The organism is Methylomonas methanica (assembly GCF_001644035.1).
Taxonomy (GTDB): Bacteria; Pseudomonadota; Gammaproteobacteria; order Methylococcales; family Methylomonadaceae; genus Methylomonas; species Methylomonas methanica_A.
Genome location: NZ_LUUG01000057.1, coordinates 72194 through 87075, shown reverse-complemented (window position 1 = coordinate 87075; position 14882 = coordinate 72194). Strand labels below are relative to the sequence as shown.

Here is a 14882-nt window from a genome sequence, read left to right as displayed (position 1 = left end):
AAAGAGCATCAGACCATGGCTAAAAGTGAACAAACCAATCGTTTCGGCAACAGCGCCGTAACCGATATACCCGACAATGTGCCGATGTTCAGTCAACCCGGACATAAACTACGTACGTCGAATAACATCGTCGATCGCAGTGCGTTATCAAATGACTATCAGGTAATCGATACCAGCCAGTTGGCCAAATTGCCCGGACAGAAATTGCAGAGCATTTCCCACGACGACCAGGAAGGCATCATTCGTCTGGAAGCCGGCAGCGAGCATGAACAACATGTTCCGAACCAGTTCACCGGCCCCAGTTTTCGCACGCAGAGAGAACGCTTCCGCTTCGACGGCCACAAAATGATGCATCATTTAGATAGAGTGCAGGCTTGGCAAAACGGCCAACGCTTTGCGCCGGTGCATATAGATATGGGGCTGACCAAATTTTGCAATACCGCCTGTTTGTATTGCTACGCGGTGGTACAGAACATGACCAAGGGCACCATGATTGGCCGGGATGCTTTGTTGAACTTTGTCCGCGACTGCGGCAAGTTGGGCGTGCGCTCCTTGGGATTCATCGGCGACGGCGAACCGACATTAAACCCGACCCTCTACGATGCCACCGTGTTGGCGGGTGAATTGGGTATCGATACCGCGATGGCTACCAATGGCTTATTGCTGGATATGGATCGGGCCCACGACTTACTGAAAAATATGAGCTATATCCGCTTCAATCTATCCGCCGGGACACCGGAGGGCTTTCGTCGGGTGCACCAATCCAAAGAAGTCAATTTTCATTTGCTGATCGACAAGATCCGCGAACTGGTGAAAATCAAGAAAGAAAACAATTACAAATGTACGCTGGGTTTGCAGATGGTGTTAATCCCGGAATGCTTTGACGAAGTATTGGCCGAGGCCAAGCTGGGCGCCGAATTAGGCGTGGATTATTTCGTGATCAAGCATTGTTCAGACTCTGAATACAAGGAGATCGGCATCGATTACGACGCCTACCTAAAAATCGGCGACGTCCTGAAACAAGCGGAAGCCCTGAGCACCGACACCTACGTGGTCCAAGCCAAATGGAACAAGATCAATGCAGCGGGCGAAACCAATTTGTACAAAGACGGCTTTCGAAAATACGACCAATGTTTCGGCACTCCGTTTTTGCTGCAGATTTCCGGTAACGGCAAAATCTATCCCTGCGGGCCGTTTTTCAATAAAGAGCGCTTTTACATCGGTGATCTACACACCGACTCTTTTTACGATTTGGTCGCCACTAGCGAACGTTACTGGCAGGTGCATAAAGATGTGGCCGAGTCGGTGGATGTGCATAAAGACTGCGCGATCGGCTGCCGGCAGGATTATGTGAACAAGTTTCTGTGGGATTTAAAAAACCCGCCGGAACACATCAATTTTATTTGATCGACACGGACGCTTTGATGACCTCGGCGTTGGCAGACATATTTTTTCTGGATATCCAGGATGCTTACGCCGAAGCGGCCAAGCAACAATGGCTGCGTGATGCCAATGGTGTTGAGCGCCTGCAATATTGCTATTACGACGGCTTGCTTACCGACATCGTCCTACCGAATTTTATCCAGGTTCCCGCCGATAAATTTGTCGAATTTTTTTCCCATAACCAATTGCCGATACCCCAACTCATTGCGATGTCTCAAGACGGTGCCGTGCAATTCAATGACATGCCGGCGGATGTGATTGAGGAAGTCTCGCAATACCGCAGTCAATATAGGGTGCCGGACTATGTACATTTCGATACCTATTTTATAGATCCGCTACAGGCGCTGAATGTGGCAAAGCAGCGCAATCGGGTGGCTTGCGATCATCCGACTATCGATGGCTTGCAGGTTTGTTATTACCGAGGCGAATTGCCCGCGCATGGTTTTGAGAATCTGATCCATCTGGAACTACCGGATTTGCAGGATTTTTTTATTCGTTCTCGCATGCGGTTCCCGGAGAATGTAGAGATTCCGGAAGGATTGGACGACGACGTTAAAGCCGAGCTCAAACAAGATATTGCCACTGTTCGTAGTGCGGTCGAACGTCAGCGCCGGATCTTACTTCAGCAGCTATTGAACAAAGCCAAAACCTTAAAACCCCGGCTAGTCTGCAATAGACCGCCCAGGATTTTTATTCCTACCAGCCGTTTGACTACGGTCATGCAATACAGCTCGCGGGGCGTAGCCAAGGCTTTTGCTGATCTGGGTTGGGATGTGCTGCTTTATGTTCAAGACAATGAAATGGAAGGCAGCAATATGGTGGATATGCTGGAAAAATATATCAGCTTCGATCCGCATGCCTGTTTTTATGTCAACAGTTTGAATAATAGCTTCATGCACGATGACATCGTCAATCTGGTGTGGTGGCAAGATTTGATGCCGCAGCTGAAGAATCGGCAACCGTTAAAATGGCGAGATCGGGATTTCAATTTGTCGATTTCGCCGCTGTTCGACCGCTATCTGGAGCAATGCGGGGCGTCGAAAGTGGAGCGTCTACATTTCGTGATCGACGATGATATATTCCATGGCGACCGCCAAACCGCCCGGACAGACAAAATTGTGTTTGTCGGCAGTTCCTATTTGCCGGTGATTGATCCGGAAAACAGTCAGCATAAACAGGCGTTGGCCGCACTACTCGCGGTTATGGAGCAAGGTGGCCGCTTTGACGAAGCGACTGTTACTCAAATCGCCGCAGCTAGTTCTTTAAGCTATGAGTTCGTATTCTGGAAGCTGCTGCATTACGTAATCCGCGACTATGCCGTGAAATGGTTATGCGCCGCACAGGGATGTGCTGGTGTTGCGGGAGGCACGATGCCGGAAGCGACCGCCGCACAGGGATGTGCCAATGTCGCGGCAGGCAGCATGCCGGAAACAGCCTCCGCCCCCGGTTTGCAGGTGGATGTTTATGGCCGCTATTGGGGTCAGGACGCCGAGGTGGCGGCGTATTATCGCGGCGAGTTGCAACATGGCGTGGCGGTGGCGGATGTTTATCGTTCGGCGCGCTATGCCTTGGTTTGCCATCCTTTCGAAATCAACTCCCAGCGCCTTGCCGAAGTAGCCGCCTGCGGCTGTATTCCGCTGGTATACGATTGCCGGGATGTCGCCGAGCCGCCGCATTGGGACGAGTATTGTCTGTTCTTCAAAACAGCCGAAGAATTGCAAAATATCCTGCGTCAGCGCTTGCAGCCGGCCAAGCCGCCGGAGGGCCTGGCCCGACAGTTTACGTATAAGGCCGCAGTCCGGCGTTTAATCGATTTAACCGATTTACGCGCGCTGAGTAATGCTGAGCATGTCAGCGAACTGGAGTCGGAACCGGTAGCAGTTTTGCCCGCACTTTTTGGCGAGAACGTATTGCTAATCAGTAGCTTGGAGTCTGCGCAGCAAACCTGTCTTGCCAATCTGCAAAACAATCTGTTGTGCCTGGCCGAATACCGCCCTGAGTTAGGCCAAGCCTTACTGGCCGCCTGGCCGCGGCAGCAGATAGTCATCACGGTCGAGCAAGCTATCGCCGGTGAATATTGGCGGATTTCGGTGGAGACGGATGGCAAAGAAAGCTATCGGCTCGATAATATTGCACTGCTTGAGCATAAAGGCTTGATCGAGAACAATGTTGCCGAGATGACCCGCGAAAATACCTGCTGCTATGCTTTGGTGGGCTTGGGTTCTGGTTACGAGTTATTGGCAGCATTTAACGCGACCGCTCTACCGATTACTGAGATGGCAGAATTTGAAGTACCAGTTTATCTGATCGAAGCCAAGCCGGAAATATGGCTATTGAATCTGCTATTGCATGATTTACGGCCTCTATTACTTGCCCCGCGTGTGCGCATTTATCACGATGAACATGCCGAGGCCGATTTATTTGTCGAGTTTTCAAAATTCGAAGCCGCCGTACCGGACGTGTTGTTCAATCTCGATCCGCAAGCGCCGATTGGCGCAGAGCGAGTTTATCAATTATCCATGGCAGCCAAGCAAGATAAAGCCGAGCGGCATCTTGTAAATTTGCAGCAAATTGCCGATTACTATCGCGGTATAACCGCAGATGAGTGGCGGCGGAAATTTAGTCCGGAACACGCCGGCCAATTGCGCGTGCTGGGGTATATCTCGCGTTTCTCCAGTTTTCTCAAATACTGCATGCGCGACTGGCTTGACGGTTTCGAGCGTTTGGGCGCGACGATCCGGTTATGTAGCGAAACTGAAAATTATTACTTGAGCAATATCGAGCATTTGCTAGACGAGATTAATTATTTCAAGCCGGACATTATCCTGACCATAGATCATTTTCGGCATGAGTTTGCTGGCATTCCCGAGTCCGTGCCATTTGTAAACTGGATACAGGATATGTTGCCCAATATCACCGGTAACACACTGACGATGACTAAAATGGATTTTACCTTCATGTTTTCTCAACATTGGCTGGCAATGAACGGTGGATCTTTATTCAAAGATTTTCCGGCCGAGTATCTGCCTGTGGGATTTAACGATCATTATTATCATCCGCAGCGGACCAACGTTTTCGAATACGACTTTCTGGTGATCAGTCATTTAGTCGATGCGGAACGGACGTTTCTAGCGTTTGAAAGTGTTCCCTCCGAGCATTGGTGTTTCGATCATCATGAAACTGCGCTATTGGATCAGGGAAAATTCGAGCGTGCCGAATTAGTCGACATCTACCGATGCGTAATCGAGTATCTGCAAGGATTGTCGGCCAACCAGTTTCATCAACTCAGAGTAGATAGTCAAAGCGACGGCTTTTCCGCCATTGTGGCGTTGTTGAAAAGCCAAGGTGTTTTGGTGGACGCTGCGGCAGTGAATTTATTGCTGGCCGGAAGCGCTACCCGGTTTCATTTTGACTATTTGCTGAGAATGAAAACGGCACCGATTGCCGCGTTGATCGATGCCGATTTGGATATTAAATTGGCGCTCTATGGCAGAAATTGGGACAGATTTGACCGGTTTGCGCCTTATGCCAAAGGTGTTGCCGACAACGGCGAATTTATTAACCACCTAATGAATTGCTCGAAAATCTGTTTTAACGGCAGTCCGGGGACTACGCTACATATGCATGCTTTGGAAATAATGGCGGCTGGCGCATTCATGCTGTCCCGGGCCATCTATAAAGATGGCGCGCCACTAGCCGATTACTATGACGAGCATGAAGTGGCCTATTACAACGATGAAGCCGATCTCGTCGAGAAGGTTAAGTATTATCTAGCCAACGGCGAAATACGCAGGAAAATCGCCGAGCGAGCCTATCAAAAAACTGTCGGTTTATTTTCTTATCAGGCTATTTCAGGGCGGGTTTTGGATGCTATATGTAATCGATTCGGTGCTAATTAGTCGGTTAGTGTATTTCAGGATAGCGGAGTAATGGCATGTTGATGAGTGGTCAAGAGTTTGGCGAGTTATTGGGGGTTAAACCCTTGCCAAACTTACATCTGGAAATATCACTGGGCTGCAATATCAGTTGTGCCATGTGTACTTTTCACGATAAGTTGAAAAAATTCCGAGTGATGTCCGCTGCTCAAGTTAAAAATTTGAAATCGGGTTTCGATTATTTCGGTCAAATTCATATTGGCGACGGTAGCGAACCGTATATCAATCCGGATTTATTCGAAATCGTCGGATATTTAAGCGATATGGGTGCCAAAGTGTCGGTACAGACTAATGCCAAATTGATTAGAACTGCCGCCGATGCCGAGAAACTGGTTAAATCCGGATTGATGCTGTTGTCGCTCTCGGTCGACGGCGTCAACGACGCTACGGTGCGCAAAATCCGTGGCGGCCTGGGGTTTAGCGAAATTTCCAGGGCTATAGATTTAATCAACGAGGCTAAATTGCGCTTGAATTCTAGTACTCCGCATTTAGCCAGTAACGCTGTTGCCATGCGCTGTAATTTGGATGAGTTGCCGGACCTTGCGCGCTATCTACTCGATAACGGTTTTTGCTCGTTTCGCATTGGTTTTTTGGAGCTACGGCAACCTAATAACGACTTGGTTGGAGAACTGCTGATTTACGATATTCCGAAGGCGATAGAGACTGTGGCGCGGGTCAGAAAACTTGTGGAGTGCCATCCAAAAGCTATGCATTTTGATGACAGTATTTTTAAAGTCGGCGTCGGCTTGTTGCGGCGCGAACACTGTACCGGATATCAGGACAGATTATACGTCAATCATGCCGGTGATCTGTGGACTTGCTATGGCAAACAGAAATTAGGCAATATATTCGAAAACGGTCTGGAAGGGCTGATAGCTTCCGATACTTACGCCAGTTATAAGCGAAAAGTGACCGAGCCGGGAAATCCTATTTGTCAGGCCTGCACGTTTTGCCAGATTATGTCCTTGGATAAAGTAACCGATCATTTCGGAAAGCCAGCGCGGGAGTATTATTCTCTTGAGAAAATAGATGAATCCATTAGCTATGCTAACTCAGGTGGTGAAGCGCGAGATTTTTGGCGATATGCAGTTCCAACCGCCTAAGCTATTTTACAAAGAGGATTCAGAAGCAGACTGGATAGTCGTTAAATAAGTCAGATATTACAGGAATGATTAAGCATATTTCTATTTTCATGCCCACCGAAAGTGCGTTTCATCGGCGGCTGTTCGGCTTTATAGGTTTAGCGTTTCAAAAGCAGGGGTTATTAGTCAGCGGGGCTTGCAAACTATTGAACGAGACGGAAATAAGGGACTGGGTCAGGGAGAAAAAACCGTGTGCTATTTTTGAAATGAACCGGGTCAAGGATGAAATTCCGATATTGCACGAGCTGAATATTTTGCATATTTCCTGGGTAGTGGATATGCAGGGTCGATGTGAAAGTGACATTACCGGTAGCGATATTACCTATGCCTTGGACCCTGGATGGCTGGTAAATTTTAATCCTGGCGGGTATCTGGATTGGATGCCGCCCGGTACCTGTGTTGAAACCTATTTTCCTGAAAATATTGCGAGAGATAGCAATACTGAGTTCAGCTTTATTGGTCATATTCCTCAACCGTGGACGACACAAGAGTTATCGCGGGTTTTGCATCCGGATAATCCTCGCGTCACTTTTGAGATGTTGCTCAAACGATATAGCGAATATATGGATATCAATACCTATTGTGAGCAAACTCACGAGTCCTGTGTCGGTATAATTGATCGGATCGCAAGCGAATTGCTGGGGTATTCGTGCGCGCTGAGTGACGATGTTTATTACGATCTGCTAATTCGCATAAAACGCATGAGTAATCGTACCGAATTGATCGATTTTGCATTGCGATATTCCGAGTCAATTGCTATTTACGGTAGTCAGAACTGGCGTGTCTGGAGTAAGTATCGGCAATATTATCGTCGGTTTATAGAGAATCCGTTGGAACTCAACAGAGTTCATCAAAAATCCAATATCAATTTGCACGATGGGATTTCCTTTCATTTTCGCGCCATCGATTGCATGGCCTCGGGCGGATTGTTGATGTGGTATGACTATCGCGATGGCGATAAGTACGATAGCTATAATCCCGGAAGAGCAATTTATACTCGCGGACTTTCCGATTTTTTCACTCCGCAATTTCATTATTACGAGTTTAAATGGCTGGATTTTGACGATGTTTACCAGCAATTGAAAAGTATTCGATATCAAGGCAGTCAGGCGCAAAAACAAACGCTGGAACTTATTAAAAGTCATCATACTTGGGGTGTCCGCGCCGAGCAGATTCTCGAACATATTCAAGCGTTGTAGTACGTCCGGACTAGTTATTAATTTTTAAATTGAATCGCGACCGAGTGTTAATAGATTATTCAAAAAAAACTTTACAGGAATATCACGTTAGTGCTGTTCCCTTCGTCGGGCTTCAGCAGGAGTTTGCCGAACGCCGACAATTGCTGACAGCCGCTTTCGAGTCGGTAGGGCATTCCGCCAGCTATATTTTGCGAGATGACGTAAGAGCGTTCGAGGCAGCTATCGCCGATAAACTGGCGGTGAAGTTTGCGATAGGTGTCAACAGCGGTACCGACGCATTGTTTTTGGCGTTGAAAGCCTTGGGTATCGGTGCCGGCGATGAGGTGATAACCGTTGCGCATACGTTTGTGGCAACGCTGGCGGCTATCGTGCATTGCGGCGCCAAGCCGGTGCTTATCGATATCGGCCAGGACTTTAACCTCGCGCCCGACGCTTTGCAGGCAGCGATTACGCCAGCTACCAAGGCGATTATTCCTGTGCATATGAATGGTCGTTGCTGCGACATGCCGGCTATATTGGCAATAGCCGATCAGTACGGGGTGTCAGTGGTTGAAGACGCTGCCCAGGCGCTGGGGGCGCATATTGATGGTCGGTATGCCGGCAGTTTCGGCCGACTAGGTGCCTTTAGTTTGCATCCGATGAAAAATCTGCATTGTTACGGAGACGGCGGATTGGTGACCACTAACGATCCGTTGCTGGCGGAGAAAATTCGGATGCTGCGCAACCACGGCCAGAATGAAAACAAGGATTTGATGGCGTTTGGTTTCAATTCCCGGCTGGATAATCTGCAAGCAGCCTTGTTGAATGTGAACTTGCGATATTTTGCGGACGATATTGATAGACGTCGGCAGATAGCTGCTCGTTACCATGTCGGCCTTAGCGATTGCCAAGCTGTGCGTTTGCCCGTTTCCTGTCAGCCCACTGGGTATTTTGATGTGTTCAGCGCTTATCCGATACTTTGTCGAGACCGGGATGGGTTGATCAGGCATTTGCACTCGCGCCACATCGAGTGTTTTGTGCATTGGCCGCAGCCCTTACATCTAAATCCGCATTTGCAGTTGGCACCGGTTTCTCTGCCAATGACCGAACAGGTGGCCCGCGAAGTGTTGTCATTGCCGATACATCCATTTCTGGACGATGCGCAATGCGATTATGTGATTGCGTCAGTCCGGGAGTTTGCCGGTGGCCGTTAATTATTTCATTACGGGAATGTGCGGCTTCGTCGGCAGTGAACTGGCTATCGCGTTGGCGAAAGCAGGCTATCGGGTTGCGGGCGTGGACAGAATGATGCCGCACGCCGACACCGCCGACGAGTTTGCATCGCTAGGTATTCGGTTTCATCATTTGGATTTACTGGACAGGAGTGGCTTGGCACCGTTACTGACCGATATAGATATTGTGGTGCATGCTGCCGGCGTATCACGGGTTAGCGATGCTCGAGCCAACCCGATGGACTGCATCAACTCCACGGTTCTGGCTACCACCAACTTGATAGAGTTACTCGCCGGAGCGGCTCGCAAGCCTTTGATTATCTATCTTAGCACCCGCGAAGTCAGTTACTACGATACTTTGGACGACACTCAGGTCAATGTCGATCACATCTATGCAATATCCAAGAAATCTGCCGAGCAACTGCTGTTGGCTTTTGCCAATAGTTATGAGATGCCTTTAGCGATTTGCCGGCTTTCGGATGTTTACGGTGGAAAGCGCGATCACGTCAACAAGTTGTTGCCGACGTTTGTAAAACGCGCCAAGCAAAATCAGGCGGTAAGAGTGTTGAATAACCAAACCCGCTTTCATTTTACTCACATCCAGGATGTCATCGATTCGATTTTGGATATTGTTATGCTGCTGCAAACATCAGGACATAGGCAGCGGTGTTTCGAATTATGGTCGGATGAGTCTTACACCGCCGAAGAGTTGGCGGCCTTGGTCGTATCCAGTTTTAAGTCCAATTCGCGTATCGATTACGCTGTGCACGGTGTGGTGCAGGATATTGGGCGGATTCGGCTTGAGTCTCGGACCTGGCAGTTCTCACCCAAATTCAGTCTGAAGGACGAATTGAACCGCCTTTCCGAAAGTTATTAGCCGTGCGGCTCTGAAAGGTGTTGTCTTAGCCGGTAACTTAGCCCTGAAAGCCCGTCTACCTGAATGGATTTGCTGCTGCTGTAAGTCGCCAGGTCGGCAAATCTATCCAGCAAAGTATCAATATCGTGCAACGGATAGCGGAAAATGTTTTCCTCGGGGTAATCGCCTTGCAGCGCAGCAAAATTCAAGTCAACTTTTAAGTCATCTGCCAGATCTATGGCGGTACGCATCTCAGCCAAGGTGCTGTTCATCACCACATAGTTCCAACGGACCAGTTTACGGCCGCTCCGATTAGTCGCTTGAGCCGATGCCAAAAAGTGCAATGTCGCCATCACTTGCCGGTAACTCAGCCCTAGCCGTATTTTTTCGAATGTCGATTGCTGAACGCCGTCTATCGACAGCAGAAAAAACACAGGATTGTCATGGTCGGTCAGCGCGGCAATCCGCTCTTCGGTCAGCAGGCTGCCGTTGGTGATCACATATTTGACGAGATCGGGATTGTCGGTCGTGTCGAATTGATGCAGATAATGGAAAAAGCGCTTGCTGCTGAATACCTCGCCGCCTTGCCAACGGAATACTTTGGCTGTTGCTCGCAGTGTTTCCAGTTTTTGCAATATTTCCTCCGAATGCCGCATGTCGCTCATGTGCGGTTGCGGACACATTATGCAGTCGGCATTGCAGCGTAATACCGGCTGGGTGTCCACATAGATTGGCAAGCCGGACAGCACTTGCGACTTATTGCTGTATTCGGCGATGACCGTGGCGATATTGCGCTGCATGGCAGACTCTGCGACGGGCAGTTCGAAGTCCAAGTTAATCAATTCGTTCGCTGGCGGCGGCTCCTCTGGTGCGTCCTTACGGCCACGCAAATAGGGACACTCGATTTCACAGCCGGCGGCTATGTAATCTCCCTCTGCTATCAGCCTTCGAACAGTTTGTGCGGCGTCCGAATTCCAGAGTTGTTCGATACTGTGTTGATGAATATTACCGAAGAGGCTACGGTTTTGCGGGCAGCAGGTGACGTGCCCTGCGGCATTGATCCAGAGATCGGCCCAGGGGTGTATGCAATGGTGATGCTTCGCGGTATTTTGCAAATCCGAGAATGTCGCCGGTTTGTTCATTTCATAACGTCTTGTGAATAACTCAGAAATAGATTGGGTAGGCTAAATACCCAATCAACAGCGCCATGTTCGAGCGCTTTGATGATGCCTTCGGCACTGTTAACGATGGGGTCTTCGTGCATATTGAAAGACGTATTCAATAGGCATAGCCCACCGGTTTTTTCGTGCCAGGCCATCAACAAATCATAAAAAAATGGGTTGGCTTTCCGGGTGACGATCTGCGGCCTGACGGTGTGGTCTACATGAATTGCTGCGGGTGAATTTAAGCTGAACTCAGCGGTAACCGGAAAACTCAGCGTCATAAATTCAGCGGATAAACAGGTGTTCTGATAATTTTGTAGGCAACGGTCCGCTAGGTCTTCCGCTATGCTGGGTGCAAAAGGCATGAAATCATCGCGTTGCAAGCTATGATTGATTTTGGCAGTGATATTTCTATCCCGCGCCGAGGCCAAAATACTTCTATGCCCCAAGGCCCGGGGGCCGAATTCGCTGCGACCCGATACGAGGCCGACGATAGCCTGGTTCTGCAGAATGCTTATCAGCTTTTCGATTGCATTGACTTCGACCACTGCGCGAACGCCATGTTTGAGCCAGGCATTGGCATCGGTCGATAGTTCGCACTTTGGGCCCAGATAGACATGATCAAGTAAGGCCGGAACTTCCGCCTTACTCAACAAGTAATGATAAACACTGCCGGCACAGATGCCGGCATCGCTCATGGCTGGATAGATGAATACCTCGTCGACACAGTCTAGCTGACGGATTTTCTGGTTTAATTTAACGTTGGCAAAGACGCCGCCTGCCAAGCAGATTTGCTTTAAGCCGGTGGATTTGGCGTGTTTTTCGATTAAGCGGCAGACGATATTCTCCAGCTGTTGCTGCGCGGCGGCGGCCAAATCGTCGCGTTTGAAGCGCGCTGCCTGTCCGGTCAATGCCGCCGAATAATTGCTGAAAAACGGGGTGTAGAGCTCGCCGAACGCCGGACAAATTACCTCATCCTCCAAACGAATGATCTGCCCGATAAAGTCTTGCGCGGCTTGTGGATCGCCTAAAGCGGCCAAGCCGGTGACTTTGCCCTCATGGCGATTGGCGCTGAAGCCGCACAAATGGGTGATGCGGCCATAAAAATAACCCAGGCTGCGCCAACTAGGGCTGGCATAGAGCTCTTTGATACCGTTGCTGCGGTCGCCGTGGCTAATGGTCAGCGATTTAAAGTCGCCGCGGCCGTCGGCGGTAATTACGAGTGCCTGGGCAAATGGCGATGGTGCAAAAGCCGCTGCCTGATGGGATTGGTGGTGGCTGCAATTGTAAATCGGCGTAGCCGGAAACAGGTCGCGGATTGCCGCGAAAAATGCCCGGCGTTTGGTTTTGTCGATTTGCCGTTCGGTTTCGACGCGTTGCCTGATGATGGCGCGAGTGGTTTCGTCGGTAGTGGTTTCCGCTGACAGTAAGCTGTCGATATAGGCTTGTTCGGCATCGCTGTCAGCAAAGTCTTGACTGAAGCCGTAACAGATCAAGTCAATATCGCTGCACAACAAGCCAGTTTCTTGCAGGATCCAGGCTATTGAGCACGCGGGAAAACTATCGTCAAATTTTTTGCGAGTTAAACGTTCTTCACTCACCGCCAAAACTATTCGACCATTCTGAAACAGGCAAACGCCGCTTTCGCTGCCGGAGGTAATGCCCAGTATATTCATTGGCTAAGCCAGTCGCGGAAATAGGTTAACGAGGCGTCTAATTGCGCGATACGCCAATCCGCCAGGTTGGGATTGGATGTGGCATCGGCGATTTGCCCGCGATAGGCATCGACGCCGCGGTGCTTTCTGACCAAAAAATACAATGCTACGAGTACGGTGGCCGCGTCGCGCCCGGGGTAATGGCTAAGGCTTGTCAAAAGCTTGGTCAATTTGCCGGCCAGCTCGGCGATTTCCGGTGTAGGCATAGCGTTCTCGGTAAGGGCTTGGCCGGTTGCGATTAGCCGGTTGCTTAGGTTGATCGCGACAGGGTCGTCTATATGCCATTTCACGCGAAAGTTTTCGTCCTGGTCCGAGAAATCGAAGTCAAATGCCGCAGCCGAACACTGCCACTGTAACTTTAGTCGTTCGGCATCGGCGATGAATTGCTGTGGCCGAAATGCTAGCCATTGCGGGGTCAACAGGTCATCAATCAAGTCGCCGACAAACTGATTGTCCAGTGCGTAGGGATGTAACAGGCGGTAAGCGCTTAGCAGCTGTTCCGGCGTTAATCTGCCGATGCTGGCGGTTCTTAACATTGCCACCAGCCAGCGGCTCCAGGTTCCGGCGCGGTAAACCCTGAATAAAATGTCGCTGTTTGCGGCCATGTTCGGCAATAGTTTGCCGAGAAAGCCTTCGCGGTCTGCTAGGTGATGATAAACCCCGGCGACGAAGGCCAGATCAATGTGTTGCGCGGAACCCAGCGAGCAGCTGATATCAGCTTGTTCACTGATAATATTTTTTATGCCGTTTTCAGCGATGTAACGATTTAGAAAATCGACGTGTTTGGAATTGATATCCAGGTGGTAAACCTGCCGGCAACCCAGTTCCTGGAAGACGATGGCCTGCCAGCCCGAACCGATATCGAGTATGGTTTTGTCGCGGAGTTGTTCTATCGAAATATCGAATTTGGCCAGTTCGGAGCAAATTCTGCGTCGATACTTTTGCAAAGTCTGCTGCGGATCGGCGTGGATATGGCTGTGTACATGTTCGGCGTAAAACTCGGTCATAGCCAACTGTGCCGGTAGTTCGGGATCAGACCACATGGTAATAGTCCTTGATGATCTTGGCGGCACGCTGAGTCCAGGTATGTTTGGCCTGGATTTGTTGGGCGGCGTTGGTGACGATTATTTGTCGAGCTTGTGCGTCGTGCAAATATTTCTCGGCGTGTTCGGCTAAATCGTGTTCCGAAAACGGCACGTAATGCACGAAAGGTTCGAAGATTTCCAGGATGCCGCCCTCCGCTTTATCGTCCGGTGTCCGCTTTACGAACATCAGGCCACCGGCCGACATGGCATCAAATACCCGAAAATGCGGGCCAACACCTTCATGCAGATTCAATTTGGTGGACTGATAAATTTGCTTTAACTCATAACTGTGGTCGACAAAGTGATGATAGTGAGGGCGGTATTGCGGCCAGTCCTTCCAATTTTCCGAGCCGTAAATCCTCACTGACGCCGAGTTTTCCAGGACTAGAGACATCAACTGATGACGATTTCGTAGTCTGATCATGCGACAGCCCAGATCGTAGCGTAGCCTTTGATCGGCGATCTCCACCGTATGGCCGTAACGTTCTTCGATCAATTGGTAAGCAGAGTTTAGATAAGTTATGTTCTCAAAGTTTTCGAAACTGATGTTTTGCCAATAATCGATCAGTTCGTCGTGCAGCCTGCCGAAGTTGATGGGTTCTTGTTGATATCGGCAAATTTCTCGCGACAACTCTTCCTCGGTCCAGGGTTTGGGAATATGGCCGACAAACGAAAAATCCGAGATCGGTGGTTGCGGTTGAAAGCTATAACTAGTTTCACAGGTACCCGGCGGCAACCAGTCCACCAAACCACCGTCGGCAGTAAACGCGCGTTTCCAATTGCCGCCGAAAAAATAGGTTATGTCGCTGCCATGGTAGTAATCTACGGTATGGCCCAGGGTGTCCACAATCCAGGCGATGTGCTTGATGTGGGCCGGCAGATTGGGTAAGGCACTGCGGGCACGGTTCATTTCAAAGATCAGATCGGGTTTGAACTGATGGCAAAATTCCAGCAGGCAGGGTTCGTCATAATGGCTGACGGAGGCAAACACTTCGACGTTGTGTTGTTCCAGGCCTCTTTTTAAACCGAATAATAAAGATAAGTAGAATGTGTTGGCGCGAGGCATGAATATTGCCGCGCGTAAGCGTCGCGAAGTCATAATTGCAGCGTATCAAATCCAGTTTTGATGGGGC

The 14882-nt window shown here is 49.7% G+C and carries 10 protein-coding genes; 6 read left to right on the top strand and 4 right to left on the bottom strand.

Annotated features, from left to right (window positions below; all coding sequences use genetic code 11):
* Positions 1–15: 15 nt before the first annotated feature.
* The 6 genes from A1332_RS08000 to A1332_RS07975 all read left to right on the top strand — a co-directional run bounded on the left by A1332_RS08000 (position 16) and on the right by A1332_RS07975 (position 9807).
* Complete coding sequence (locus A1332_RS08000) at positions 16–1407, top strand: radical SAM protein (protein WP_064007981.1); 1392 nt, start codon at positions 16–18, stop codon at positions 1405–1407.
* 17 nt (positions 1408–1424) lie between these two features.
* Positions 1425–5342, top strand: a complete 3918-nt coding sequence (locus tag A1332_RS07995; protein ID WP_231890242.1) for a glycosyltransferase — start codon at positions 1425–1427, stop codon at positions 5340–5342.
* 35 nt (positions 5343–5377) lie between these two features.
* Complete coding sequence (locus A1332_RS07990; protein WP_064007980.1) at positions 5378–6481, top strand: radical SAM protein; 1104 nt, start codon at positions 5378–5380, stop codon at positions 6479–6481.
* A gap of 65 nt (positions 6482–6546) precedes the next feature.
* The gene (locus A1332_RS07985) at positions 6547–7719 is read left to right on the top strand and encodes a glycosyltransferase (RefSeq protein WP_064007979.1); all 1173 of its coding nucleotides are present in this window, start codon (positions 6547–6549) and stop codon (positions 7717–7719) included.
* A gap of 44 nt (positions 7720–7763) precedes the next feature.
* Positions 7764–8912 (top strand): DegT/DnrJ/EryC1/StrS family aminotransferase, encoded by a 1149-nt coding sequence (locus A1332_RS07980; RefSeq protein WP_197491420.1) that lies wholly within the window; start codon positions 7764–7766, stop codon positions 8910–8912.
* On the top strand, positions 8902–9807 hold the full coding sequence (locus A1332_RS07975) for an NAD-dependent epimerase/dehydratase family protein (RefSeq protein WP_157203969.1): 906 nt from the start codon (positions 8902–8904) through the stop codon (positions 9805–9807). The genes A1332_RS07980 and A1332_RS07975 overlap by 11 nt, the downstream gene beginning before the upstream one ends.
* On the opposite strand, the gene A1332_RS07970 is transcribed toward A1332_RS07975, so the two are convergent.
* From A1332_RS07970 to A1332_RS07955, 4 genes are read right to left on the bottom strand one after another with little or no spacing between them, the layout of a single operon-like run.
* Complete coding sequence (locus tag A1332_RS07970; RefSeq protein WP_064007977.1) at positions 9804–10928, bottom strand: radical SAM/SPASM domain-containing protein; 1125 nt, start codon at positions 10926–10928, stop codon at positions 9804–9806. The two genes, A1332_RS07975 and A1332_RS07970, sit on opposite strands and share 4 nt — an antisense overlap.
* Positions 10925–12625 carry a carbamoyltransferase C-terminal domain-containing protein gene (locus A1332_RS07965; protein ID WP_064007976.1) on the bottom strand — a complete coding sequence of 567 codons (1701 nt, stop codon included), beginning with the start codon at positions 12623–12625 and terminating at the stop codon, positions 10925–10927. The genes A1332_RS07970 and A1332_RS07965 overlap by 4 nt, the downstream gene beginning before the upstream one ends.
* Positions 12622–13707: a methyltransferase domain-containing protein gene (locus A1332_RS07960; protein ID WP_064007975.1), complete on the bottom strand. Its 1086-nt coding sequence runs from the start codon at positions 13705–13707 to the stop codon at positions 12622–12624. The genes A1332_RS07965 and A1332_RS07960 overlap by 4 nt, the downstream gene beginning before the upstream one ends.
* A complete protein-coding gene (locus tag A1332_RS07955) occupies positions 13697–14815 on the bottom strand; it encodes a glycosyltransferase (protein ID WP_064007974.1) in 1119 nt (372 codons plus the stop codon). The genes A1332_RS07960 and A1332_RS07955 overlap by 11 nt, the downstream gene beginning before the upstream one ends.
* Positions 14816–14882: the final 67 nt, after the last annotated feature.